This is a genomic window from Acinetobacter sp. TG2027, from assembly GCF_000302435.1.
Lineage (GTDB): Bacteria > Pseudomonadota > Gammaproteobacteria > Pseudomonadales > Moraxellaceae > Acinetobacter > Acinetobacter pittii.
In genome coordinates, this window is the sequence record NZ_AMJN01000031.1 from 102870 (window position 1) to 126825 (window position 23956).

The following is a 23956-nucleotide window of genomic DNA, read 5'->3' on the forward strand; positions in this document are numbered from 1 at the left end:
AGTTATCTCTCTTTATGAAAAATTGAATTTAACGTCTCCCCTTTTAATGGGGATTTTTATCTTAATTTAAAGTCTAAATTGAGCTTGAAATTCAATGTAAAAGATTAAGCATCTTAACACTTGACCAATACCCTAATCGGTTGCAACATGAAGCTATCCATTAAACAAAAAGTATAACCATGACCTATCAATATCATGATGAAAGTATTGTAACCGAACTTCCCGAAGATACAGTTTTTGTATTTGGAAGTAATCTTGCTGGACAACACGGTAGTGGTGCAGCGCGCGTTGCAAGTCAGCACTTCGGAGCAGTTGAAGGTGTAGGTCGTGGCTGGGCTGGTCAAAGCTTTGCAATTCCAACTTTAAATGAACACATTCAACAAATGCCACTTTCACAAATTCAGCATTATGTTGAAGACTTTAAGGTATACACAAAAAATCATCCTAAAATGAAATATTTCATTACTGCATTAGGCTGTGGCATTGCGGGTTATAAAGTTTCTGAAATCGCTCCTCTTTTTAAAGGGATTTATCATAACGTTATCTTTCCGGAATCTTTTAAACCCTATGTAGAAGATAATGCAGTATCACAATTTCCGACTTTAACTCAAAAGATGGTACAAAGTTTCATTAATGATGAAGTTATTTTTTACTTTAATCATGGCAGTGAATCATTTGAAGAAGCTTTAGATAAAACTGATTTATCAGATGCTGAAAAAGCCATAGCTCTTATTGTTTTAAATGAAGAGTTGTATCCACGAGATCGTTATGGACGAGGCCGTGATCATGAGCTTAGTGATATTTTAGGGAAGTTAAACGGTAAAATTTTCAATCTTCATGGAAACTCTGAAGGTGCCATGATTTTTGTGAGTGCTGTTGTTGCACTGATGGAACTTTACGATTTTGATGAGCAAGATTTTATTAAGTTATGGCGTGGTGAGAAAAACATTGATCACCCTATTAACCGTTAAGTTTTCTTATAAATTTATGAGTTAAGCAGATAATCTCTGCTTTCTCATTATTTTATTTTTACTTACATTTAATCCTTTTATTTTTAATTATTCTAATATATTTAAACTCTTTATCCTCCCCAATCTTAATTTTTCTCATTATACTTTAAGACAAACTGAATACTTAAAGAAACATATGGAAACTTTAGATTCTTCGATTTTTGACCTTAGCCCAATTCCGATGTGGATTGAGGATTTCAGTGAAGTTAAACAACAATTTGATTTATGGAGAAAGCAAGGAATTGAAAACCTCCATGAATTTTTAAATCAAAATAAACACTTAGTTATCGAATGCGCTCATAAAATTAAAATTATTCGTGTTAACCAAAAAACTTTAGAACTTTTTGAAGCAACAACACACGAAGAACTATATTCAAATTTGAATCTCATTTTTAAAAAGGAAATGTTCGAATCACATATTTATGAGCTTGAAGCGTTATGGAATGGTAAAACCCATTTTTCAAGCACCACTGTGAATTACACTTTATCAGGCAAACGTATTGATGTTCAGCTAAGAGGTTCCATTTTACCTGGTTCTGAATCTACTTTTGAGCGGGTATTAATTACTACCGAAGATATTACTCCCTATCAAAATGCACTCCGTCAGGAAGAAAAAAATCGTCGACTGGCTGAATCTATGTTTATCTACTCGCCTACTTCGTTGTGGGTCGAGGATTTCAGCCGTATAAAGAATAGAATTGATCAGCTTAGGCTATTGGGAATTGAAGATTTTAGAACTTTTCTAGATGTTCATCCTGAGTTTGTCCGCCAGTGTGTAGAGGATATTTTAATTTTAGATGTTAATCAGGCCACGATAGATTTATTTAAAGCTCCTGATAAGTCGACACTTTTAAGAAATACACACAAGATTTTTGCTGAAGAAATGGTTGAAACCTTTCGAGAACAACTCATCGAGTTATGGCAAGGTAATATCCATCATAAACGTGAAGCCGTTAACTACGCTTTAGATGGCCAAATAAGAAATGTCTTGCTTCAATTTACCGTTTTTCCGGGATATGAAGAGACTTGGGGATTAGTACAAGTTGCACTGACAGATATTACTGCACGGAAAAAAGCGGAAAACTATCTTGAATATTTAGGGCAACATGATGTTCTTACTAAACTATATAACCGTGCTTTTTTTACAGAGGAACTTAATCGTTTAAATCGAAGTATTATTCGACCAGTTTCTTCAATTTTTTTAGATATGAATGGATTAAAAGAAACAAATGACCAGTTTGGGCATGATATTGGAGATGGTTTATTACGCCGTGTTGGAAATATTTTAAGTCAGGCTATTTCAAATACAGCATATACTGCATCCAGAATCGGTGGTGATGAATTCGTGATCTTAATGCCAGGCGCAGATGAAGCGAACGTTCAAATTATGCTTCAAACGATTCAGGAGCTTTTTAATATCGACAATCAATACTATTCAAGCCATCCAGTAAGTATTGCAATTGGACATGCAACCACTCAAACAAATGAACAAATTGAGGACATGTTAAAACGAGCAGACCATCACATGTACCAAAAGAAAAAAAGTTATTATCAAGAAATTTTATTCAATCAATAAAAAACAGGCATATTGCCTGTTTTTCAAAATTAGCGTTTTCCCATAGAACGACGCGTACCACGTGGAGGCATCCATGTTCTATCCGCGTATTGCTCTGGTTTTGGACGCACTTGGTTGTGTACCGCATCATCTGCTTGATTGCTTTCATTCGGCATTGGGAATGGCAATTTCACCAAAGCCTTTTTCTGTTTTGGCTGTTGCTCAGTCATGATTCATTCTCGAAATTTCGATTGCGACCTATTATAAATGATTTTTATCATTTCTTTTCAAAAAAGCTTCAATTGAGTAAAACAGCAACAAGAACCTTCTTAAATTAAACTTTTTTACATCTAAAAATACCCGTATCCGCAAATTGCTTAATTTTTGCGATAAGATAGTATGCTTTTTATTTTTTAATCCCATAAGAGGAATATTGCCGTGGACGTACGTCTTTCTGATCGTGTCAATGCTATCAAACCGTCCCCTACACTTGCTGTAACAAACAAAGCTGCTGAACTTAAAGCTGCTGGCAAGAACGTGATTGGTTTAGGTGCTGGCGAGCCAGATTTTGATACCCCTCAACACATCAAAGATGCTGCAATTGAAGCGATTAATAATGGTTTCACCAAATATACGGCTGTAGATGGTACTCCTGGGTTAAAAAAAGCAATTATTGCTAAGTTTAAGCGTGATAATAATCTTGATTATCAAGCGAACCAGATTTTGGTTTCTTGTGGTGGTAAGCAAAGCTTCTTTAACTTGGCACTTGCTCTATTAAACAAAGGCGATGAAGTTATCATTCCAGCACCTTTCTGGGTAAGCTATCCAGATATGGTCATTATTGCTGAAGGGACTCCAGTCATTGTGAAATGTGGCGAAGACCAACGCTTCAAAATCACTCCTGAACAATTAGAGGCTGCGATTACACCTAACACTCGTTTAATTGTATTAAACAGCCCATCTAACCCAACAGGTATGATTTATAGCAAAGCTGAATTAGAAGCTTTAGCTGAAGTATTACGTCGTCATCCACAAGTATTTGTTGCATCTGACGATATGTATGAACCGATTCGTTGGGAAGATGAGTTCTACAACATCGCAACTGTTGCTCCTGATTTATATGACCGCACAATCGTTTTAAACGGTGTTTCTAAAGCATACGCAATGACAGGTTGGCGTATTGGCTATGCAGCCGGTCCAGCAAAAATCATTGGTGCAATGAAAAAGATCCAATCACAGTCAACTTCTAACCCAACTTCTATTTCGCAAGTTGCTGCTGAAGCTGCATTGAATGGTCCACAAGACGTTTTACAACCTATGATTGAAGCGTTTAAACGCCGTCATGACTTAGTTGTAAATGGCTTAAATGATATTAAAGGTATCTCTTGCTTACCTGCTGATGGCGCTTTCTATGCCTATGCAAACATTCGCCCTCTTATTCGTGCAAAAGGCTTAAAATCTTGCACAGAGTTCTCTGAATGGTTATTGGAAGAAACTGGCGTAGCAGTTGTTCCTGGTGACGCATTTGGTTTAGGCGGTTTTATGCGTATTTCATATGCAACAGCTGACGAAGTACTCGTTGATGCGTTAGCTCGTATCAAAAAAGCTGCTGACTCAATTGAAGGTGTAGACGCTGCTATCGCTTCAATTGAAGCTGAAAAAGCTGCGAAATAATCTGCATCTTGCACAAAAAGGGTTCTCTTGAGAGAACCCTTTTTTAATTCACTTATGCATTTTTGGCTTTTGAGGTCTTACATAAATAACTAATAAAATTCCAAATAAAACCATAAAACTCGATAAAATCACTCGCCCTGTCACAGTCTCATTTACAAATAGGCTTCCACCTATAATTGCCAAACATGGAACACTTAGCTGTACTGTACTCGCTGTCACTCTATCAATATGCTTCAAAATCGCATACCAGAGTACATAAGCCCCGCTTGAAGTGACACCACCCGACAAAATCGCTAAGACCCATCCTTGCACGTCAATGTATCTATCTTGGGTAACCAATACATTCGCCAACAAAACCATTGGCACAGCTAGCGTAAAATTTGCCAACGTACTACCAATCGGTTGTGTCATATTGCGACCAGCAATGCTGTATCCAGCCCATGCTAAACCAGATATCACCATAATTAGAGCATATTGCCAATCAGGTGTATGAGCACCCGGTAATAGCAAAACAATGATTCCAGCCAAAGCAATGCATAAGCCTATACCACGGTATATTCCAATCTGCTCACCCTGCCAATAGCCGTAAAGCACCATAGTCAGCTGTACAACCCCAAACAATAACAAAGCACCAATACCAGCGTCGATTTGAAGATAAGCATACGAAAATGCCAAAATATAAACCGCTAGAAAAAATGCGTTTTTTAAACTCCATTGGACTTTGGTTTGAGACGATTTTGAATATAAAAACAGTCCTAATAAAACAACTGCACCACTTGCTACTCGTATGAGGCTAAAAGTCATTGGGTCAATATGTTGGCCTGCCAAAGCCAAACGACACAATACAGAATTTGCTGCAAAAGCCACCATTACGAGTGCAATTTTAAAAAGCATTGTCCTTATGCTCCTGTTATTTCTTATAGTGTAAAAGAAGTCTTTCTTATCTATCTAATTCATTATGCAACTCATTTAATTCAATTTTTATAATAAAGGAATTTTATATTAAATGGACAAGTTTTTAAAATTCAACTTATCAGTTCAATCTTTAACTATAGAATTGACTTATCGATGACATAATAATAGGCTAATATCAAGTTCCATTTTAGAACTTAAAGAATTAAAGGACCCAAAAAATGAAAAATCCGATGGAAATGACTGGCCTTGAATTTTTACAAGCAATGATTGAAGGCCATATTCCACCTGCCAGCATTAGTAAAACAATACCTATGCAACCTACTGAAATTTCAGAAGGATCTGTTACCTTTAAAGCCCAAGCAGATCATAACCATTTAAATCCACTCGGTGGCGTACATGGTGGTTTTGCTGCCACCGTCCTAGATTCAGTGACTGGCTGTGCAGTACATACGATGTTACCTGCAGGTGTAGGTTACGGCACAATCGACCTTAACGTAAAAATGTGCCGCCCTATTCCCCAAAATCAGGCTTTAATTGCAACAGGCAAAGTTATTAATTTAAGTAAAAATTTAGGTATTTCCGAAGGAAAGATTATTGATGAGGAAGGTAAACTGTATGCCTATGCAACAGCAACCTGCATGATTATTCGTCCATAATCATTAAAGGCAGCCTTAAACCGCTGCCTTTTTTATTAAGTCATCTGAATTATCTGGACGTTCACAAGTTTGTGCAATCACATACGGCGCCCAAATATTTTTAAGTTGGAGTTCTATAATTTCTTGATGCTCTACAGACCAAGCTAAAACTTTATTTTTACCCAACAATAACTCCCCTTCTAATTGAAAAATATATAAAGATTCAGAAGAGTTTAGTAGTTTCGAGCTTTTTAAAATCTTAAGTGAATTATGCACATTCCATTTAGCGCTAAACCAAAGCTGCAATAAATCGCCTAAATATAAATCCTGCTTTTTGAAAGGATAAGCATTAATCCATGCACCTTCTACAAGTGTGTAATAAGATTCTGATTGATTTAAGATATTGAGATAATTGTGTTGATAGAAATCAAAATTAGAAAAAATAGAAGCGATCGTAAGCGTTTTCATACTTATCTCCGATTTAGCCATTTTAGTGCTGGCAAGTTGGTTTAAATCCACACTGTTTGGATTTCTCCAAACGCTTGTTCTTTTTTGAATCTAGCAATTGATTTTTTAAAGTGCAAGTAATTTCTTAACTCATCACTCAACTGATCAAATAAAAAGCATACGACACAAAAATGAAGTAAACATGACAATTTAGACTTGACCCTTCTCAAAATCTCCTTATAATCGCATGCAGATTCTCCCATAGCTCAGTCGGTAGAGCGACGGACTGTTAATCCGCAGGTCCCTGGTTCGAGCCCAGGTGGGAGAGCCAAATACTAAAAAGCCCGCAGCATTAAAGCGGGCTTTTTTTTGCCATAAATTTATCAATAATTATAAAAAATCCCCTATCAGCAGATAGAGGATTTAATTTTTTTATTAGAGTCTTTATTAGGTTTAACGCTCTAACCTAACTCGAAAGAATATATTTTCTTCTCAAATTATTATTCCACTTCAACCACTTTTAAAGGATTAAAAGATTGAGTGGTCGGCATCATTTCAATACGATTAATATTAATGTGTGGAGGTTGTGAAGCAATCCAAGCTACTGTATTTGCAATATCTTCAGGCAAGAGTGGATTCTTTTTATCATATAGACTGTTTACTTTATCCTCATCACCTTTAAAACGCACAAGAGAAAATTCAGTACCTCCACACAAGCCTGGTTCAATGTTAGTTACGCGCACACCAGTACCAGCCAAATCAGCACGAAGATTTAGACTAAATTGCTCCACGAAAGCTTTGGTTGCCCCATATACATTGCCCCCTGGGTATGGGTATGTACCTGCAATAGAGCCCATATTAATAATCAAACCTGATTTTTTCTTTACCATACTTGGCAAAATTAATCGGGTAATCGTAACAAGCCCCTTAACATTGGTATCAATCATCGTGTACCAATCATCTAATTCTGCTTTATCTGCGGGTTCCAATCCTAATGCCAATCCAGCATTATTCACCAATAAATCAATTTGATTGATTTGAAATTCAGTTGGTAAATCAACCAATGCCTTATTTATATTTTCTGCCGTATCCGTCATGTCAAATACTAATGGGTAGAATTTTTCACCAAGTTCTTGTTTTAGTTCTTCTAGTTTTTCTGCTCGTCTTCCGCAACCAATAACGTTATATCCTAACTCAATCAGCTTTTTTGAAATGCTATAACCAAAACCTGCCGATGCACCTGTAACTAATGCTAACATTCTTATATCCTTAGAAATGATCAACTATTTCAGTTGAACTCATGATGAACATATCAACCTTTATATTTACACAATATTTATTATTAGCCTAAAAAATAAAAGTTTTTTTAAAAATTTTAAGAGAAATTAAAATCTATAAAAAATATATTTATTAAATAATTATATGTATTAAAAAACTAAAAGCAGAGCATGCTTACCGCCAAAGAGATAATACTCACCAAATAAAAAAGTTTACCGTGAAAGGTAAACTTTTTTATTTGAGACATCCAAGACTAAGCAGGAATACCACTATGAAAACGGAAAGTATCATCTGGTGTTAAAATCAGATTCTTTTCAACTTCACGGATATGATCAATTCGCTGTTGAATATCCTCTTTAGGATCTTTCATTTTTGCAGTGGTTGCCACATCAAGCGCAAGAGCTAGATAGTCTTCAAAATGACGAGACTCTGACTTAAGCAAGTATCGATAATAACGTCCTAACTCATCATCTACACGCGGTGCAAGTGCATAAAAACGCTCACATGAACGAGCCTCTACGAATGCACCAATCACCAGCACATCAATTAAAGCTTCAGGCTCATATGTACGAATTTCTTTACGCAACCCACCTGCATAACGTCCGGCACTTAAACCAGTCCACTCTTGACCACGCTTAGCCATAAGCTCAAGCACTTGTTCGTAGTGAAGCATTTCTTCTCGTACAAGTTGAGCAAGTTTTACTTGTAAGTCAGGAAAGAAGCTATAGCGGAACATTAAGTTCATTGCTGTACTAGCAGCTTTCTTTTCACAATTAGCATGATCTTGCATCAAGATATCTAAATTATTGATTGCTTCATCCAACCATGCTTTTGGTGTTTGACAACCTAAAAAGGCCACCACAGGTTGCATTAATTCATCGTAATTGATACTCGACATAACCAACTATCCTGCTGCCTGAATCGCTGTTTTCATATCTTTAACAGCTTGAACCAGACCTACAAAAACACTTTCAGCAATAATTGAATGACCAATGTTTAATTCATGAATTTGTGGAATAGCTGCAATTGGCGCAATATTTTTAAGGTTAAGGCCATGACCTGCATTTACAACCAAACCTTTTGAAGCTGCATACTCAACACCTTTGATAATGCGCTCTAACTCGGCTTGTTGATCTTGCTCCGTTTCCGCATCTGCATATGCACCCGTGTGCAACTCAATCGTAGGTGCGCCACACGCAACTGCTGCATCAATTTGGGCTAAATCAGCATCAATAAATAATGATACGTCGCAACCAATGGCCGCTAAAGTTTGAGTTGCAGCTTTAACTTTTTCAAAGTTACCCACTACATCCAAACCACCTTCAGTTGTTACTTCTTGGCGTCTTTCTGGAACAAAACATACGTGCTGCGGCTGAATTTCTTTCGCAAACTCGACCATTTCATCAGTAACAGCTAACTCTAGGTTCATACGCGTTTTTAATAATGGACGCATGCGACGTACATCGTCATCTTGAATATGGCGACGATCTTCACGCAAATGCAAAGTAATCCCCTCTGCACCAGCTTGTTCACAAATAAGAGCAGCTTCCACAGGGTCTGGATAAGTAGTACCGCGCGCCTGTCTCAAAGTAGCAACATGGTCTATGTTTACACCAAGCAATGCAGCCATAAATAAATCCTAATTACGATTGAGTTTTAGTATTTTGAATCCACAATTGTCGACTTTTTAGGGGACGATCTCCTAAAAGCGATGTAATCATTTGACGGTATAGTTTACCTAATAATTGCAATTGTTCGTGAGAAAAATCCTGACCTTGCTCATAATCCAACATAGATAAAATCGCTTTACCTGACAATGAAGAACGGCTTGCCTGAACAACGGGTGCAAAACCTTCAGTCACCTGAAATTGATAAAACTGGTGGGCCTGTATTGGCTGTTGTTGAGTATCAATTGAGAAATCAATCGCGTAACCCAGCTCAGGAAGTAAAACATGTTCGAACTGGCGCAAAATCTGTCTCAGAAAAAGATCAGGATTTTCGTGGGAAGATAATTGCTGCAATTGAAGTAAAGTTAATTGATATTGCTCAAAAGTTTGTGGCATTGCCTCTTCTAATGGGCAAAGTCTAAGAACAATTTCATTTAAATAAAATCCGGCAAAAAAAGCATCACCAAAAAAGAAAACAGGCTGATTTAATATTTCCAGCTTAGTAAAATTTTTGAGTTCACTTTTACCTGTGGCTTGCAGTCGAATAGGTTGATATTGAGGGGGCGGAGTCTGTCTTAAAATACCATCAACTCGCCCATATTCCTGAGTAAAAAGATGCACAATATGACTTTTTTCACGGTACTTACGGTGATGAATCATATATCCATGGAGGACTTCATTGCGCATCATAAAAAGAATCTATTCCTCAGATTCTTTTTCTTTTTTATCATCCTCATCATCACCGTCAGGAATAACAGCACCTACAACAGCTGCTGTACCTTTAACTACCCCTTTAGTAGTTTTATAGGCGATACCTACTGGTACGGTTACAAGCTTATATACACAACCTTGTAACATCAATGTACATCCAACTATAGCGATTAATGATGTAATTGTTTTCATACCAGCATCCTTATCCTTTAGATATCACTGTATCCTAAGCTTTTGAGAGCACGCTCATCATCAGACCAGCCACCCTTCACTTTCACCCAAAGTGTGAGCATAATTTTTTGCTCAAACATTTTTTCCATGTCTTTACGAGCATCCATACCAATCGTTTTAAGCTTGGCACCTTTTTCACCAATCACAATGGCTTTTTGACCAGCGCGGTCTACAAAAATCGTTGCATCGATATAGGTACAAGCTGGTTTTAAACGACCAGTTTTTTCATTAACAGTTGCTTCTTCTGTTTTGAAAGATTCAATTTGTACTGTTAAATCATAAGGAAGCTCTTCACCCAACTGACGCATGATTTTTTCGCGAATAATTTCACTTGCCAAGAAGCGTTCAGAGCGGTCAGTAATCTGATCAAATGAATACAATGGTGGTTGATAAGGAAGGTATTTCTCAATCGTTTCACTCAAGTGTTCTAAGTTTGCACCACGCAAAGCAGAAACAGGAACAATCTCAGCAAAATTCATAAGTTTGGCACGTTCTTGAATGAGAGGTAGAATCTCTCTTTTATCTTCAAAAGTGTCAGCCTTATTAATGACTAAAATAACCGGCATTTCAGCGTTCTTGAGTTTTTCAAGCACTAAATCGTCGTTTTGAGTCCACTTATAAGCATCAATAACGAATAAAACCAAGTTAACGTCACGTAATGCAGAATGAGCAGCACGGTTCATCATTTTATTAATAGCACGCACTTCTTTTTTATGCATACCTGGGGTATCTACATATACCGCCTGCATCTTTTCGCGCGAATCAATACCAATAATTTTATGACGTGTTGTTTGAGGTTTACGCGAAGTAATAGAGAGCTTTTGACCCAATAAATGGTTCATGAGGGTAGATTTACCCACATTTGGACGTCCCACAATCGCCACAAATCCGCTCTTAAAATCCGAAGGGATTGTTACGCCTTTGGAACTAAAAAATTGATCAATCAGATTATTAGGATCTTGGTTTTCATTTGAATCTGGATTGATTTGATCAGAATGCATCGACATGCAGGTTATTGCTCCAATAACTTTAAAATTTCCGCCGCTGCTGCCTGCTCGGCAAAACGACGACTTGAACCCTCACCATAAATCTTCGGTAAACCATCTACCACACATTCCACTTTAAAGTGCTGATGAGGTGCATCACCCTGAATATCTACAACCTCGTAAACAGGGAGAGGTTTTTTACGTGCTTGTAGATACTCTTGTAAACGTGATTTCGGATCTTTGAGTTGATCCGTAGGTTCTATATGATCTAAATAGGGTATGTACCATTTTAGCACAATATCTTTAAGTAAGTTGAGATCACCGCTATCAAGATAAATTGCACCAATAATCGCTTCTACCGTATCTGCTAATATTGACTCACGATGATGACCACCAGATTTCAACTCGCCTGTACTTAATATTAAACACCGACTAAGTTGCAAATCGGTTGCAATCTTACCTAATGCTTCTTGGCGAACTAAGGTCGCACGCATACGCGTGAGACGACCTTCATTTTCATTTGGATAGGCATGATATAGATAATTGGCGATTATCATGCCTAATAATGAATCGCCGAGAAACTCTAAGCGCTCGTAATTGTATTTGTGACTCACCGAACGATGAGTCAAAGCTAACTGTAACAATTCAAGCTGCTTAAATTGATATCCGATTCGACTCAGTAAGCGAGGATCACTTAGTTTGAACTGATGTTTTATCAAAACTCTTCTCAAATGTTAAAACTAAATCAATATTGAATAAGAAAGGTTTTCTTACTTCATATTTCTTTTTGACCGTTAGACCTGACTGATTAAACACTTGAGCGATCTCTTTAAAATGGAGATCACGAATATTGTTCATTTCGAGTCGCTGATCCATTTGTGCTACAAACTTTTGTGGTGTGATCTCAGAAGAGCTTTCTTGTAAAAGCTCTTCTATCTGATTATTAATCAGCCGATCATCCCAATATGCTGGCCAAACTGCAAGTACAGCTTTTACTGCAACTGCAAATATAACCACCCCAAATAAAATTGCTAAATACGAAGTACCCTGTTGTGCCTTACGCATTTCTTTTTTTCCTAATGGTTGTTTTTAATCTATTTTTCCATTTCGGCTAAAGTTAGGAAGGTGTAAACCCGGTTCTTTATGCATCCACACGTAGAATGCTCGTCCTGTTAAGTTTTCTTCAGGAACGAACCCCCAGAAACGACTGTCTGCACTTTGATCGCGGTTATCCCCCATTGCAAAGTAATGCCCTTTTGGTACAGTCACTTCCCAATATAAACCGTCTTGGTTCGCATATTTACCATTTTCAACATAGTTGATAAACGGTGCTTGGCGCGCCACATTTACGCCTTCAAGCTCACGCATCGTAAAGGTATGCTCACCAATCGTCTCTTTATGATAAATAGACGTTGGCGTATCCATCATGTCTTTTTCACGGCTGAACTGTGTTAATACTTTCGGTACTTTCTGCCCATTAATAATCAATTGCCCATGGTCATAAATAATATGATCACCAGGTAAACCGATTACACGTTTAATATAGCTAATAGTCGGTTGAGGTGGATAACGAAATACAATTACATCACCACGTTTCGGTTCGCCTACATCAATAATTTTTTTATTAACGATAGGTAAACGTACACCATAATCAAATTTATTCACCAGAATAAAATCACCAGTTTCTAAAGTTGGCACCATAGAGTCCGATGGAATATTAAATGGCTCATAAAGAAATGAACGAAGCACAAGTACTACAGCTAAAACTGGCCAAAAGTCATAGGCCCATGTAATGACAAAATTTTCGTTCCCGCGTCCTTTATTTGCACGCTGTTTTAATACAAGTTTATCTAACAACCACACTGCAAATAGAATCAGCGTAACTGGAACAAGAATTAAATTAAAATCAAAATCCACATGACCTCACTCGCAGCCTCGCTGCTTGTATTACAGTGGGGAAAAGAAATTATTCACTTTCCCCACCCTCATTTCTTATCTTTCTACTTTCAATACAGCCAAGAACGCTTCTTGTGGAATTTCAACACTTCCCACTTGTTTCATACGTTTCTTACCTTCTTTTTGTTTAGAAAGTAGTTTTTTCTTACGCGAAACGTCACCACCATAACATTTTGCCAATACGTTTTTACGCATCGCTTTTACGGTAGAACGGGCAATAATTTGCGCACCGATTGCTGCCTGAATAGCAACATCGAACATTTGGCGAGGAATTAAGTCTTTCATTTTCTCAACCAATGCAATACCACGATGGCGTGCATCATTACGGTGACAAATCATAGCCAAGGCATCAACCTTTTCGCTATTAATTAACACATCAACCTTAACTAAAGCTGAACTTTCAAAACGTACAAAGTTATAGTCTAAAGATGCAAAGCCACGAGAGCATGACTTTAATCTATCAAAGAAATCCATAACGACTTCAGCCATCGGGATTTCAAAAGTAATAGAAACTTGGTTACCCAAGAATTTCATATCTTTTTGTACACCACGACGTTCGATACAGAGCGTCATTACGTTCCCTAAGTATTCTTGAGGAACAAGGATATGACATTCAGCAATTGGTTCACGCAAATCTTCTACGGTCGATCCATCCGGCATTTTTGATGGACTATCGATATAAATCGTTTCGCCTTTCTTGGTTAATGCTTCATAAATTACGGTAGGTGCAGAACTGATGAGATCAAGATCGTATTCACGCTCTAAACGCTCTTGTACAATTTCCATATGTAGCATACCTAAGAAGCCACAACGGAAACCAAAGCCTAATGCATCAGAACTTTCTGGTTCAAAGAATAAAGCCGAGTCGTTAATCTGCAATTTTTGTAATGCTTCACGGAACGGTTCAAAGTCACTCGCATCAATAGGGAAAAGACCAGCATATACTTGCGGTTTAACCTTTTTGAAACCAGGTAAAGTTGCAACGTCTGGTGTAGAAGCAAGAGTAATTGTGTCACCTACTGGTGCACCAAAAATATCTTTAATACCAGCAATAACAAAACCTACTTCACCAGCTTCAAGAATATCTGTTTCAGTATGCTTAGGATTAAATACACCTACAGAAGTGACCGGATGAGTTTGTCCTGTCGATTTAACCAACATTTTGTCGCCCTTGCGGATACGACCTTGTTTAATACGAACAAGAGAAACTACGCCTAAGTAGTTATCAAACCATGAGTCGATAATTAATGCTTGTAATGGTGCTTCACGATCACCTTCTGGCGCCGGAATAACATCGACTAAACGCTCGAGTACACCTTCAACACCTAAACCAGTTTTTGCTGAACAGGTTGGTGCATCTGTCGCTTCAATCCCGATAATTTCTTCAATTTCATGAATTACACGTTCAGGTTCAGCCTGTGGTAAATCAATTTTATTTAGAATAGGAAGAACTTCTAGACCTTGTTCAATTGCTGTATAACAGTTTGCAACTGATTGAGCTTCAACGCCTTGTGCAGCATCTACAACCAGTAGCGCACCTTCACATGCAGCTAATGAACGAGAAACTTCATAGGAGAAGTCAACGTGCCCTGGCGTATCAATAAAGTTAAGTTGGTATTCCTGACCATTTGGATGGGTGTAATACAGCGTGACAGAAGCGGCTTTAATGGTAATCCCACGTTCACGCTCAAGCTCCATTGAGTCTAAGACTTGAGCTTGCATTTCACGATCTTGTAGACCACCACACATCTGAATAAAACGGTCAGCCAATGTAGACTTACCATGGTCAATGTGGGCAATAATCGAGAAATTTCGTATATTTTTGATATCGACGGATTTTTTAGCTTGCGCCATGGGTTACCTTGAGAAAATATAGAGTGCTATGTAGCTTGTTTTAATACACAGCCAAAGCGGTTAAATAAATTGCGTGAGATTATAACAGATGCATATTTTAAAGTATCCAAAATAATCATGAGCTTTGTACTTATGTTTTAAAAAAGGACAGTCAAAGTAAGCGTATTACGTCCAACTATTGAGCATATGAAACGGTAAAATCACAAGGATTTATGCTTGAGTCAAGCGGCTTATATGCATGGGTAAAAGTTGGTGACATTCGTTTTGGACGTCCTGTAGCAATTTCAATACATGCCCATTTGGTATTTCCAACAAATAATACGGCCTGATCTGATGGACGAAAAAACACATACTGGCGGAATGAATAAAGTGCATTAATGTCATCTAACCATGTACGTAATACAATTTGTTCGCCTTCAAATGCAGCTTTACGATATTGCACATGATGCTCAACCGCGACCATGGCGTGTTTTAACTCAAGATATTTAGTTACCCCTACTCCCAAAGTTTCAACATGAGCAGCAGCTACATCCTGCATCCATTGAACATACATTACGTTATTTACATGCCCTAACGCATCAATGTGATGTGGCTGCACCTGAATATGTAAATCAAAAATACTACTCACAAATGAACACTCTTATTTATTAACCTTAAAACTAAAATAAGTGTAGGTAGATATCGCTAAACGCTCAAGATAAATAACAAAAACCACCCATTTTCAGGGTGGCTTATTGATTCTGTTGAGGATTATTGAATACGTAAACCAAGCATTGCGCGCTGTCCCTGACGAATAATAGCAACACGTGCTACGGTATTTTTCGGTAAGTTAGAAACAACTTTTGCAAAATCCTGACTATTTAAAATTTGATTATTATTGACTTGAGTAATCACATCGCCCGGAATGATATTCGACAATGATGCTAAACCACCACGGCGAACATCTTGTACATAAATACCACCTTTTACGCTCAACGCATTTTTTTCCGGTTCAGCTAGATCACGAATACTCATGCCTAAAACTGGTCCCTTAGATGCAGCACCTTGTAAACCAGTAGCAGGTGTTTCATCTGGTGCAGTCGTTAAAGTCGCTGAAATATTGCGTGTTTTATCATCACGTAACACTTCAAACTGAACAGTTTGATTTGGCTGTACTTTGTTTAATGCGTACAGTAAATCACTCGTACGAAGTACAGGCGCACCATTTAATTTTAAAATCACGTCGCCCGCTCTTAGCCCTGCTTTTTGTGCAGGTGAGTTCGGAGAAATTTGAGTAATTAAAGCACCTTCAGGTTTTGGTAATTTGTACGCATCAGCAAGGTTTCGGTCAATATCTTGCATCATCACCCCTAGATAAGAGCGTGTGACTTTACCTTTTGTTTTAAGCTGGTCTGCAACATCCATAGCTACGTCAATCGGAATAGAGAAAGACAAGCCCATATAACCGCCGGTACCGCTAAATATTCGAGAATTTACTCCGACCACTTCACCATTTTGATTAAATAATGGACCACCAGAGTTACCTGGGTTTAAAGCCACATCAGTTTGAATAAATGGCACCGAAGTTTCACCGCTCATGTTCCGTGATTTTGCACTGACAATGCCGGCCGAAGCTGAGTAGTCAAAACCAAACGGCGAACCAATTGCTAAAACAGGTTCGCCGACACGTAAACGGTCAACATTTCCTACTCGTAAAGCTGGATAGTTAGTTCCGTTTACTTTTAACAAAGCAACGTCTGTACGCTCATCGCTACCCACTACGGTTGCATCAATTTCACGACGGTCATTTAGAGTGATGCTGATACGCGAGGCATTTTCAATCACATGGTGGTTTGTGAGTAAGTAACCATCTTTACTAATGAAGAATGCGCTTCCGTAAGCTGTCTTTTCTTGTGGACCTTGTTGCTGTGGAATGATGACCTGATTGCCAAAGAAACGTTTTAAAATTTCAGGAACTTGCTGCTGCAACAGTTCATCCTGAGTCATTTTTTTTACGACATTTACACTCACGACTGCTGGACTAACTTGTTCAACAAGATTTGAAAAATCAACAGCAGCATTTGCTTGAACAGCAGCAACTGTAAATACCGCTGCATACATTCCTTGTTGTAAATAGCGAGATTTCATTCGGTGCTCACCCACAATTGGTCTACGAGAATAAGGATAAAACTGTTGTATCACAACGCTTTGAGGTTGTGCGTAACAATATGTTTATTTGTAATACGTCATCACAAGGATTATTTTACGCATTGCAACTTTTTAAGCCAATTGCAATTTTTCTCTGAGTTAGAGCGCTTAAGCTCTTGCCTTTTTAGATAAAAAGGGGTGTCATTAGCGGACGTTTTAAATTGATGCGAATGGACATGCCTAATTTACAGACAATTCACCACTTTGACGTGATTATTGTGGGCAGCGGCGGCGCTGGTTTAAGTCTGGCTTTATCGTTACCAAATCATTTTAATATTGCAGTTTTAGCCAAAGCTGCTCTAACCGAAGCAAGTACCTTTTATGCTCAAGGTGGCGTTGCTGCTGTTCTTGATGAGACTGACTCTATTCAACAGCATATTAATGACACTATGATTGCAGGCGCTTATTTATGTGAAATGGACGCGGTACAACATACCGTAGAAGGCGGCCGCCCTTCTGTTGATTTTCTTTTAAAACAAGGCGTGCAATTTACCTTAGATGAAGATGAACAGCTTCATTTGACTCGCGAAGGTGGTCACTCGCAGCGTCGCATTATCCATTCTGCTGATGCAACAGGCAAAGCCATTTCAACTACTTTGGTTGAACGTGCCAAAGAACGTAAAAATATTACTATTTTTGAAAATTATATTGCGATTGATTTAATCACCTCGCATAAATTAGGCCATACCGACCAAGCGAATCGTGCTATTGGTTTATATGCATTAGATGAAAATACTGAAAAGGTTCATACCTTCCTAGCACCATTCACTGCGCTGGCTTGCGGCGGTGCGATGAAAGCTTATCTGTATACATCTAATCCAGATATTGCCACGGGTGATGGTATTGCAATGGCCTTCCGTGCAGGTTGCCGTGTAGCGAATATGGAATTTAATCAGTTTCATCCAACATGTCTCTATCATCCTCAAGCCCGCTCTTTCTTAATTACTGAAGCTATGCGTGGTGAAGGGGCTTATTTGCGCTTACCTGATGGCGAACGTTTTATGTTGCGTTTTGATGATCGTGCAGAACTGGCTCCTCGCGATATTGTGGCACGTACCATTGACCATGAAATCAAGCGTCTCGGTATTCGTCACGTGTGGTTAGACATTACGCACAAATCACCCGAGTTTATTAAAGAGCACTTCCCTACACTTTATGCAAGATTGCTTGAGTTAGGTATCGACATTACGAAAGACATGATTCCAGTGGTACCAGCAGCTCACTATACATGTGGTGGTGTTGTGGTTGACTCAAATAGCCAGACGGATATTGAAGGTCTCTATGCGATTGGTGAAACGTCATATACGGGCTTACATGGTGCAAACCGTATGGCAAGTAACTCATTACTTGAGTGCTTCGTTTACGGTATGAGTGCAGCAAAAGATATCGAAAATAAATTTGATGAAAACTTCAAATTACCTGAAGTACCAACTTGGGATGACTCACAAGTAACCAACCCTGATGAAGATGTTGTGATTTTACAAAACTGGGATGAGTTACGTTCGACCATGTGGAACTACGTTGGTATTGTAAGGACTACTAAACGTTTAGAACGTGCTTTACACCGTATTGAAATGTTAAAACGTGAAATCACCGAATATTATCAAGACTACCGTGTTAGCAAGAACCTGATTGAGCTGCGTAACCTTGTTTTAGTATCGGAAATGATTGTTCGCTGTGCTATGCAACGTAAAGAATCACGTGGTTTACATTACACACTCGACTATCCGGAAACTTCCAGCGAGATTCGTAAAACTGTTTTGACTCCTCCAAATTTTGCAGTAGAACAGCCATTGGTTAATACTGACATTTAAGTTGTTCTTCTATAAAAAAGCACAGCTTTAGCTGTGCTTTTTTATTTGCTTTGATATTTATGCTCTAGGTGGGATTGAATAAGTCGCGGTCACATGCGCAACAGGTTCATCCAAACCGACCGAATAAATCCAAACCTCACCCACCACTAAACTCTTTCCTACTTTCATGAGTTTACATTCACTACGTAAGTCTTGATCACCCGCAGGTTTTCTTAAAAAATTAATATTAAAGTTGGTGGTTACGGCTAAACCAACAATACCGATCTCACCTAATATCGCAATATATAAAGCAAAGTCTGCCAAAGTCATCATGGTTGGACCAGATATGGTGCCACCAGGACGTTGATGTCTTTGATCGACACGATAATAAACAACCGCTGCTTTGGGGGTGACTGATTCAATCGTGCAGTGTTCAAGACTTGGTGGAAATTCCTTTTCAAGAAATGCCACGATTTCTTCTTTTGAGCTTTTCATCCTTGTTATTCTTCAATCTATAAATCATATTTAAGATAGCATAAGAAAATAACAGATCTTTTCTATGACTTTTTAAATCAGAATTAGCATCATTTTTCACCACTCCCATATTTTTATAAGAGTGGCTCATCCAATTTGCTTACCGTAAATATTGCAGAGCTTGCTCAAACACCTGATCTGGACTTTGTGTAGCATCTAAACGTTTAATACGCTCAGGCTCAGCTTTCGATAAGGTTTCATATCCTTCACGAACTTTAGTAAAGAAGCTTAACTTTTCTTGTTCAAAACGGTCTAAAGCTCCACGTTCACGTGCACGGTTCATACCAAGTTCAATCGGTGCATCTAACCAGAAAGTCACCTCCGGCATGCGTGAAACGAAGTTCTGATTTAAAAGTTGTAATTTATCTTGGCTTAAACCACGGCCAGAACATTGATAAGCAAAACTCGCATCGGTAAAGCGATCACTTAATACAATTTTGTTAGCTTCTAAAGCAGGCAAAATAACTTGTTGTAAGTGTTGAGCACGTGCTGCATAAATGAGTAATAACTCGGTATCATGACTCATATTTTCATCATGATTCACCGCCAAAAGCATCGAACGAATTTGCTCAGCTAACGGTGTGCCCCCCGGCTCTCGAGTTAAAATAACTTGTTTGCCTTGCTCTTCAAAATGCTGATGAATTTTTCGAATGAGTGTAGTTTTACCTACCCCTTCCGTGCCTTCAAAGCTGATAAACATCTCTTTTCCTTATTTCTTCGATCTCAACACGGATAAATATTCTTGCACAGCTTGATTATGTGCTTGCAAGTCTGCCGTAAATTTATGTCCACCATTACCAGTCGCTACGAAATAGATGTTATTTGAATCATCTGGATGTAATGCTGCTTCAATTGCTTTTTGGCTTGGCAAAGCAATTGGAGTAGGCGGTAAACCATTAATGGTATAAGTATTATATGGTGTTGGAGTACGGAGGTCTTCTCGGGTAATGTTGCCTTTATAGTTATTACCCATTCCGTAAATAACAGTTGGATCCGTTTGTAAACGCATACCGAGTTTTAAACGGCGGACAAAAACTCCAGAAACTTGTGTAAGTTCACTATCTAAACTTGTTTCTTTCTCAACAATAGAAGCCATAATTAATGCTTCATATTTATCTTTATAAGGTAAATTCGGCGCGCGATTTGCCCAAGCTGTATCTAAAGCTTTTATTTGACGATGATATAAATCGGTAAGAATTTTCTTATCAGTCTCGCCTTTGGCAAAGAAATAAGTATTCGGCGCGAATAAGCCTTCTGGATGATCGTAAGGAATCCCAAGCGCTTTCATAAGCTGATCATTAGGTAAATCCAATATTGTATTTTTTACATTTTTATCATTTTTGAGTGCAGTAATAAGCTGCTTAAAAGTTGTACCTTCAATCACCAAAACACGATTCATCTGAGCATTATCAGCGTCAGATAACATCTCTAATACTTGTCTTACGCTCATCCCTTGTTCAATTTCATACACACCAGCTTTCATGCTGTCATGAATCATAAACTTTTGATAAAGCTTTAATACGATAGGAAAGCTAACTTTATCTTCTTTTGCCAAACGATCAATAAAACCAGAATAGGTTTCCCCGGATGTAATAGATAACATCTGTTTTTTGCCTTCGATAGGATAAGCCTTAAACAAACTTGACCATAAAATGGCAAACGTAAAGATTAAAACAATAAAAAGGCCAATTAGAACCAATCGCTTAGAAAATTTTGGAGCTTGTTTTTTGTTATTTTTCTTAGCGTTTTTTGCTTTCGCATTCACAGGTGGCTTCGGCATATTAATGAATCTGATTTAAGTTAAGGATATGAAATAAATCTATGCATGCCTGTGTATCTAGCGTTTTTTCGCCTAAATGAGTTACCACTCGCATAGGGTTTAAAGCATTACAGAAGAATAGACTTTGTATATCAGATACTTCATCTAATTCAATCACACGTACTTCACAGGCAATACCATGGTGCTGCATACGTGCCAGAATTTCTGCCCGCATTACACCGTGGACGCCATTATAGCGAAGTTCAGGAGTAATCCATCTATCATTTATACGAATAAAACAATTACTACTGATCCCTTCAACAATATAACCTTGTACATCAGTAACTAATGCTTCAGCCCACCCGAGTTGATCTGCTTCTTTTTTTAGCAATACTTGTTCAAGGCGGTTTAAAGATTTAAGCCCCACTAAGCTCGGCATGGTTAAACCTAGGGCCTGATTTAAAACACCACACTGGATAGAGTCAGGCACAAACGGCTCTAAAGCTTTTGGATAAAACCAGATATAAATATCAGCTTCATGTTTCGGCAAACTATAACCGCGGTCGCCTTCCCCACGACTAATCACAATTTTTAAAGTGCCATTGAGTACGAGGTTCTGCTTTTGCAGTTGCTGTAAACTCAGTTCGATTAATTCAAAATTTACAGTTAAAGACAGTTTTTGACATGCAAGTCTTAGACGTTGCCAGTGCCTTTCTTTAAGCTCAATTTGGTTTTGAAAAACACGAATTGTGGTAAAACATCCATCTCCATAATGAAAGGCTCGATCTAATAAAGGAATAGTCTCAACGGGTTGCCCATTTTTAAAACACCACATATTTGTTCCATCCTTTGCTAAAAGCCACACAACAATACAACACCTTTCATTTAAATAATAAATGATTGATTTTAAAAAATTATACCGATTTCGTATCTGCTTTTGAAACTTGTTATATATCAAGATTTAAGAATAGTTTATCTCTTTTTATTATTTCTATTTTTTTCATATTAAATTCGTTTTTTATTATTTTTTTAGAATAAAGACTAGCGCTATTCTGCGTTCATGTTTTGAACATTTCATATTTTTTGAGGACTTATCTCATGCGTTTTTCTCAATTAAAAGTCGGGGTTATCGCTGCACTTCTTTCTGTTTCGTCATTTGCAGCCCAAGAATTTTTAAACGTTTCTTACGATCCTACTCGTGAGCTATATACAGATTTCAACAAACAGTTCGGTACTTACTGGAAACAACGTACTGGTCAAGATATTGAGTTTAAGCAATCACACGGCGGCTCTGGTAAACAGGCTCGTGCGGTTATCGATGGCTTAAATGCAGATGTGGTGACATTAGCACTTGCCGCAGATATTGATGAAATTGCTGAAAAAGCAAAATTACTTCCAACTAACTGGCAGAAAAAACTGCCACAAAACTCAACGCCATATACATCAACCATTGTGTTTTTGGTGCGTAAAGGCAATCCAAAGCAAATTAAAGACTGGGCTGATTTAATCAAACCAGGTGTAGAAATCATTACACCAAACCCGAAAACCTCTGGTGGTGCTCGTTGGAACTATCTTGCAGCTTGGGCTTGGGCAAAACATCAACCGGGTGGCAATGATGCAAAAGCACAAGAGTACGTTCGTCAAATTTATAAACACACTAAAGTTCTAGATTCGGGTGCACGCGGTGCAACGACTACTTTTGCTGAGCGCGGTATTGGTGATGTATTACTGGCTTGGGAAAATGAAGCTCATTTAGCTATTCGTGAACAGCCGGGCAAATTTGAAATTATTACTCCGTCTCTTTCGATCTTAGCTGAGCCTCCAGTTGCAATTGTGGAGAAGAATGCAGCTAAAAAAGGCAACTTAACCATTGCTAAAGGTTATCTCAACTATTTGTACTCGCCAGCTGGTCAAGAAATTGCAGCACGTAACTTCTACCGTCCTCGTAACGCAGCTGTTCTTAAAAAATACAGCAATGTATTTAAGCCATTGAAGCTTGTAACAATCGATAAAGAATTTGGTGGTTGGACAAAAGTACAAAAACAACACTTTGATAATGGTGGTGTTTTCGATCAAATCGTGAAAATCAATAGTGCAGAGAAGTAATTCTTTGCACTAAAGGTAAGGAGAACAGACATGATTCACACTGTAATTGTTCCGGGTGTAGGTGGCAGTGAACATCAGCATTGGCAATCTTGGTTGCAGCGTCAACTCGTGTCTAGTTCTCGTGTTGAGCAAAAAAACTGGGATAGACCTGTATTAAGCGAATGGGTTGAGCAATTCGTTAAAACAGTTCAAGCAGCTCAAGCTCCTGTTCAAATTGTTGCACATAGTTTTGGATGCTTAACGAGTGTAGCTGCTTTGGCTGAGCATCCAGAATTAAGAAGCCAAGTTAAGAAACTAATTTTAGTCGCTCCAGCGAATCCGGCACGCTTTGGGGAAGCAGGGTTTGCTCGCCATAGCTTGACCGACTACAAAGATTATTTTCATCAATTAAAAATTGATGTGCCTGCAACGCTACTCATTAGTGAAAATGATCCATGGCTCGGCTTTTTTGATGCGTTACAACTTGCAAAATCATGGAAGTTAAATCCCGTTAATCTTGGTGAAGTGGGCCATATTAATGTTGCCTCAGGTTTTGGGCCATTCCCGGATTTGCTGAACTATTTGATCCCAGAAGATTCGATGTGTAGTCACTCATCTATCGACCCGGTAAAAACACATTTCTCTCTGAAATTTGCTTAATACCAATCTTTATACCGCC

Annotated in this window: 27 protein-coding genes and 1 tRNA gene; 8 read left to right on the forward strand and 20 right to left on the reverse strand. The window is 38.2% G+C overall.

The genetic code is table 11. The features are described from left to right. Positions 1–179: 179 nt before the first annotated feature. Positions 180–971 carry a hypothetical protein gene (locus tag B806_RS0106740; RefSeq protein WP_017386250.1) on the forward strand — a complete coding sequence of 264 codons (792 nt, stop codon included), beginning with the start codon at positions 180–182 and terminating at the stop codon, positions 969–971. 175 nt (positions 972–1146) lie between these two features. Then, positions 1147–2586 carry a sensor domain-containing diguanylate cyclase gene (locus B806_RS0106745; protein WP_017386249.1) on the forward strand — a complete coding sequence of 480 codons (1440 nt, stop codon included), beginning with the start codon at positions 1147–1149 and terminating at the stop codon, positions 2584–2586. 29 nt (positions 2587–2615) lie between these two features. On the opposite strand, the gene B806_RS0106750 is transcribed toward B806_RS0106745, so the two are convergent. After that, positions 2616–2795: a hypothetical protein gene (locus B806_RS0106750; protein WP_002118942.1), complete on the reverse strand. Its 180-nt coding sequence runs from the start codon at positions 2793–2795 to the stop codon at positions 2616–2618. 208 nt (positions 2796–3003) lie between these two features. On the opposite strand from B806_RS0106750, the gene B806_RS0106755 reads away from it, so the two are divergent. Continuing rightward, complete coding sequence (locus B806_RS0106755) at positions 3004–4239, forward strand: pyridoxal phosphate-dependent aminotransferase (RefSeq protein WP_017386248.1); 1236 nt, start codon at positions 3004–3006, stop codon at positions 4237–4239. 48 nt (positions 4240–4287) lie between these two features. On the opposite strand, the gene B806_RS0106760 is transcribed toward B806_RS0106755, so the two are convergent. Next, complete coding sequence (locus tag B806_RS0106760; protein WP_017386247.1) at positions 4288–5133, reverse strand: DMT family transporter; 846 nt, start codon at positions 5131–5133, stop codon at positions 4288–4290. 239 nt (positions 5134–5372) lie between these two features. Here B806_RS0106760 and B806_RS0106765 point away from each other — a divergent pair, with 239 nt between their 5' ends. Beyond that, a complete protein-coding gene (locus tag B806_RS0106765) occupies positions 5373–5810 on the forward strand; it encodes a PaaI family thioesterase (RefSeq protein ID WP_002119022.1) in 438 nt (145 codons plus the stop codon). 15 nt (positions 5811–5825) lie between these two features. On the opposite strand, the gene B806_RS0106770 is transcribed toward B806_RS0106765, so the two are convergent. Then, positions 5826–6257: a hypothetical protein gene (locus B806_RS0106770; RefSeq protein WP_017386246.1), complete on the reverse strand. Its 432-nt coding sequence runs from the start codon at positions 6255–6257 to the stop codon at positions 5826–5828. Positions 6258–6298: 41 nt separating this feature from the next. After that, positions 6299–6445, reverse strand: coding sequence for a hypothetical protein (locus tag B806_RS19330; RefSeq protein WP_079381033.1), 147 nt, complete (start codon positions 6443–6445; stop codon positions 6299–6301). Between the two features lie 46 nt (positions 6446–6491). On the opposite strand from B806_RS19330, the gene B806_RS0106775 reads away from it, so the two are divergent. Then, a tRNA-Asn gene (locus B806_RS0106775) sits at positions 6492–6567 on the forward strand. Between the two features lie 169 nt (positions 6568–6736). On the opposite strand, the gene B806_RS0106780 is transcribed toward B806_RS0106775, so the two are convergent. From B806_RS0106780 to B806_RS0106835, 12 genes are all read right to left on the reverse strand, one after another. After that, positions 6737–7495 carry an SDR family oxidoreductase gene (locus tag B806_RS0106780; RefSeq protein WP_017386245.1) on the reverse strand — a complete coding sequence of 253 codons (759 nt, stop codon included), beginning with the start codon at positions 7493–7495 and terminating at the stop codon, positions 6737–6739. Between the two features lie 272 nt (positions 7496–7767). After that, on the reverse strand, positions 7768–8412 hold the full coding sequence (locus tag B806_RS0106785; RefSeq protein WP_014207364.1) for a tRNA-(ms[2]io[6]A)-hydroxylase: 645 nt from the start codon (positions 8410–8412) through the stop codon (positions 7768–7770). A 6-nt stretch (positions 8413–8418) separates the two neighbouring features. Then, positions 8419–9144 carry a pyridoxine 5'-phosphate synthase gene (gene pdxJ, locus B806_RS0106790; protein WP_017386244.1) on the reverse strand — a complete coding sequence of 242 codons (726 nt, stop codon included), beginning with the start codon at positions 9142–9144 and terminating at the stop codon, positions 8419–8421. Between the two features lie 13 nt (positions 9145–9157). Then, complete coding sequence (locus tag B806_RS0106795; protein ID WP_017386243.1) at positions 9158–9871, reverse strand: DNA repair protein RecO C-terminal domain-containing protein; 714 nt, start codon at positions 9869–9871, stop codon at positions 9158–9160. Between the two features lie 9 nt (positions 9872–9880). Continuing rightward, on the reverse strand, positions 9881–10084 hold the full coding sequence (locus B806_RS0106800) for an NF038104 family lipoprotein (RefSeq protein ID WP_005067833.1): 204 nt from the start codon (positions 10082–10084) through the stop codon (positions 9881–9883). A gap of 17 nt (positions 10085–10101) precedes the next feature. Next, positions 10102–11124 (reverse strand): GTPase Era, encoded by a 1023-nt coding sequence (era, locus tag B806_RS0106805; RefSeq protein WP_079381034.1) that lies wholly within the window; start codon positions 11122–11124, stop codon positions 10102–10104. Positions 11125–11135: 11 nt separating this feature from the next. Continuing rightward, a complete protein-coding gene (gene rnc / locus B806_RS0106810) occupies positions 11136–11828 on the reverse strand; it encodes a ribonuclease III (protein WP_005067830.1) in 693 nt (230 codons plus the stop codon). Next, positions 11800–12174, reverse strand: a complete 375-nt coding sequence (locus B806_RS0106815; protein WP_017386241.1) for a DUF4845 domain-containing protein — start codon at positions 12172–12174, stop codon at positions 11800–11802. The genes rnc and B806_RS0106815 overlap by 29 nt, the downstream gene beginning before the upstream one ends. Before the next feature lie 24 nt (positions 12175–12198). Beyond that, positions 12199–13026, reverse strand: coding sequence for a signal peptidase I (lepB, locus tag B806_RS0106820; protein WP_017386240.1), 828 nt, complete (start codon positions 13024–13026; stop codon positions 12199–12201). A gap of 75 nt (positions 13027–13101) precedes the next feature. Beyond that, positions 13102–14919, reverse strand: a complete 1818-nt coding sequence (gene lepA, locus B806_RS0106825; protein ID WP_002118606.1) for a translation elongation factor 4 — start codon at positions 14917–14919, stop codon at positions 13102–13104. Between the two features lie 175 nt (positions 14920–15094). Next, a complete protein-coding gene (locus tag B806_RS0106830; protein WP_017386239.1) occupies positions 15095–15547 on the reverse strand; it encodes an acyl-CoA thioesterase in 453 nt (150 codons plus the stop codon). Positions 15548–15669: 122 nt separating this feature from the next. Continuing rightward, the gene (locus tag B806_RS0106835) at positions 15670–17046 is read right to left on the reverse strand and encodes a Do family serine endopeptidase (RefSeq protein WP_017386238.1); all 1377 of its coding nucleotides are present in this window, start codon (positions 17044–17046) and stop codon (positions 15670–15672) included. Positions 17047–17276: 230 nt separating this feature from the next. On the opposite strand from B806_RS0106835, the gene nadB reads away from it, so the two are divergent. Further along, the gene (nadB, locus tag B806_RS0106840) at positions 17277–18920 is read left to right on the forward strand and encodes an L-aspartate oxidase (protein WP_017386237.1); all 1644 of its coding nucleotides are present in this window, start codon (positions 17277–17279) and stop codon (positions 18918–18920) included. 57 nt (positions 18921–18977) lie between these two features. Here nadB and B806_RS0106845 read toward each other — a convergent pair whose 3' ends face one another. The 4 genes from B806_RS0106845 to pabC all read right to left on the reverse strand — a co-directional run bounded on the left by B806_RS0106845 (position 18978) and on the right by pabC (position 22027). Further along, entirely contained in the window at positions 18978–19394 is a 417-nt protein-coding gene (locus B806_RS0106845; protein WP_017386236.1) for a PaaI family thioesterase, read from the reverse strand. Between the two features lie 139 nt (positions 19395–19533). After that, positions 19534–20133: a dTMP kinase gene (gene tmk, locus B806_RS0106850; protein WP_017386235.1), complete on the reverse strand. Its 600-nt coding sequence runs from the start codon at positions 20131–20133 to the stop codon at positions 19534–19536. A gap of 9 nt (positions 20134–20142) precedes the next feature. Further along, positions 20143–21213 (reverse strand): endolytic transglycosylase MltG, encoded by a 1071-nt coding sequence (gene mltG / locus B806_RS0106855; protein WP_001125866.1) that lies wholly within the window; start codon positions 21211–21213, stop codon positions 20143–20145. 1 nt (position 21214) lies between these two features. After that, the gene (gene pabC / locus B806_RS0106860) at positions 21215–22027 is read right to left on the reverse strand and encodes an aminodeoxychorismate lyase (RefSeq protein ID WP_017386234.1); all 813 of its coding nucleotides are present in this window, start codon (positions 22025–22027) and stop codon (positions 21215–21217) included. 263 nt (positions 22028–22290) lie between these two features. On the opposite strand from pabC, the gene B806_RS0106865 reads away from it, so the two are divergent. Together B806_RS0106865 and B806_RS0106870 are read left to right on the forward strand one after the other, a co-directional pair. Beyond that, positions 22291–23298, forward strand: coding sequence for a sulfate ABC transporter substrate-binding protein (locus B806_RS0106865; protein ID WP_001212602.1), 1008 nt, complete (start codon positions 22291–22293; stop codon positions 23296–23298). A 30-nt stretch (positions 23299–23328) separates the two neighbouring features. Continuing rightward, entirely contained in the window at positions 23329–23937 is a 609-nt protein-coding gene (locus tag B806_RS0106870; RefSeq protein WP_005073133.1) for an alpha/beta hydrolase, read from the forward strand. Positions 23938–23956 lie beyond the last annotated feature (19 nt).

Excerpts from the sequence above, each read along its gene's own strand:
- era (WP_079381034.1), bottom strand. The coding sequence starts at position 11,124 with ATGCATTCTGATCAAATCAATCCAGATTCAAATGAAAACCAAGATCCT.
- B806_RS0106780 (WP_017386245.1), bottom strand. The coding sequence starts at position 7,495 with ATGTTAGCATTAGTTACAGGTGCATCGGCAGGTTTTGGTTATAGCATT.
- B806_RS0106870 (WP_005073133.1), top strand. The coding sequence starts at position 23,329 with ATGATTCACACTGTAATTGTTCCGGGTGTAGGTGGCAGTGAACATCAG.
- B806_RS0106770 (WP_017386246.1), bottom strand. The coding sequence starts at position 6,257 with ATGAAAACGCTTACGATCGCTTCTATTTTTTCTAATTTTGATTTCTAT.
- B806_RS0106785 (WP_014207364.1), bottom strand. The coding sequence starts at position 8,412 with ATGTCGAGTATCAATTACGATGAATTAATGCAACCTGTGGTGGCCTTT.
- B806_RS0106750 (WP_002118942.1), bottom strand. The coding sequence starts at position 2,795 with ATGACTGAGCAACAGCCAAAACAGAAAAAGGCTTTGGTGAAATTGCCA.
- B806_RS0106760 (WP_017386247.1), bottom strand. The coding sequence starts at position 5,133 with ATGCTTTTTAAAATTGCACTCGTAATGGTGGCTTTTGCAGCAAATTCT.
- B806_RS0106845 (WP_017386236.1), bottom strand. The coding sequence starts at position 19,394 with ATGAAAAGCTCAAAAGAAGAAATCGTGGCATTTCTTGAAAAGGAATTT.
- B806_RS0106815 (WP_017386241.1), bottom strand. The coding sequence starts at position 12,174 with ATGCGTAAGGCACAACAGGGTACTTCGTATTTAGCAATTTTATTTGGG.
- B806_RS0106795 (WP_017386243.1), bottom strand. The coding sequence starts at position 9,871 with ATGATGCGCAATGAAGTCCTCCATGGATATATGATTCATCACCGTAAG.
- lepA (WP_002118606.1), bottom strand. The coding sequence starts at position 14,919 with ATGGCGCAAGCTAAAAAATCCGTCGATATCAAAAATATACGAAATTTC.
- B806_RS0106835 (WP_017386238.1), bottom strand. The coding sequence starts at position 17,046 with ATGAAATCTCGCTATTTACAACAAGGAATGTATGCAGCGGTATTTACA.
- nadB (WP_017386237.1), top strand. The coding sequence starts at position 17,277 with ATGGACATGCCTAATTTACAGACAATTCACCACTTTGACGTGATTATT.
- pabC (WP_017386234.1), bottom strand. The coding sequence starts at position 22,027 with ATGTGGTGTTTTAAAAATGGGCAACCCGTTGAGACTATTCCTTTATTA.
- tmk (WP_017386235.1), bottom strand. The coding sequence starts at position 20,133 with ATGTTTATCAGCTTTGAAGGCACGGAAGGGGTAGGTAAAACTACACTC.
- B806_RS0106800 (WP_005067833.1), bottom strand. The coding sequence starts at position 10,084 with ATGAAAACAATTACATCATTAATCGCTATAGTTGGATGTACATTGATG.
- B806_RS0106745 (WP_017386249.1), top strand. The coding sequence starts at position 1,147 with ATGGAAACTTTAGATTCTTCGATTTTTGACCTTAGCCCAATTCCGATG.
- B806_RS0106865 (WP_001212602.1), top strand. The coding sequence starts at position 22,291 with ATGCGTTTTTCTCAATTAAAAGTCGGGGTTATCGCTGCACTTCTTTCT.
- B806_RS0106740 (WP_017386250.1), top strand. The coding sequence starts at position 180 with ATGACCTATCAATATCATGATGAAAGTATTGTAACCGAACTTCCCGAA.
- mltG (WP_001125866.1), bottom strand. The coding sequence starts at position 21,213 with ATGCCGAAGCCACCTGTGAATGCGAAAGCAAAAAACGCTAAGAAAAAT.
- pdxJ (WP_017386244.1), bottom strand. The coding sequence starts at position 9,144 with ATGGCTGCATTGCTTGGTGTAAACATAGACCATGTTGCTACTTTGAGA.
- B806_RS0106765 (WP_002119022.1), top strand. The coding sequence starts at position 5,373 with ATGAAAAATCCGATGGAAATGACTGGCCTTGAATTTTTACAAGCAATG.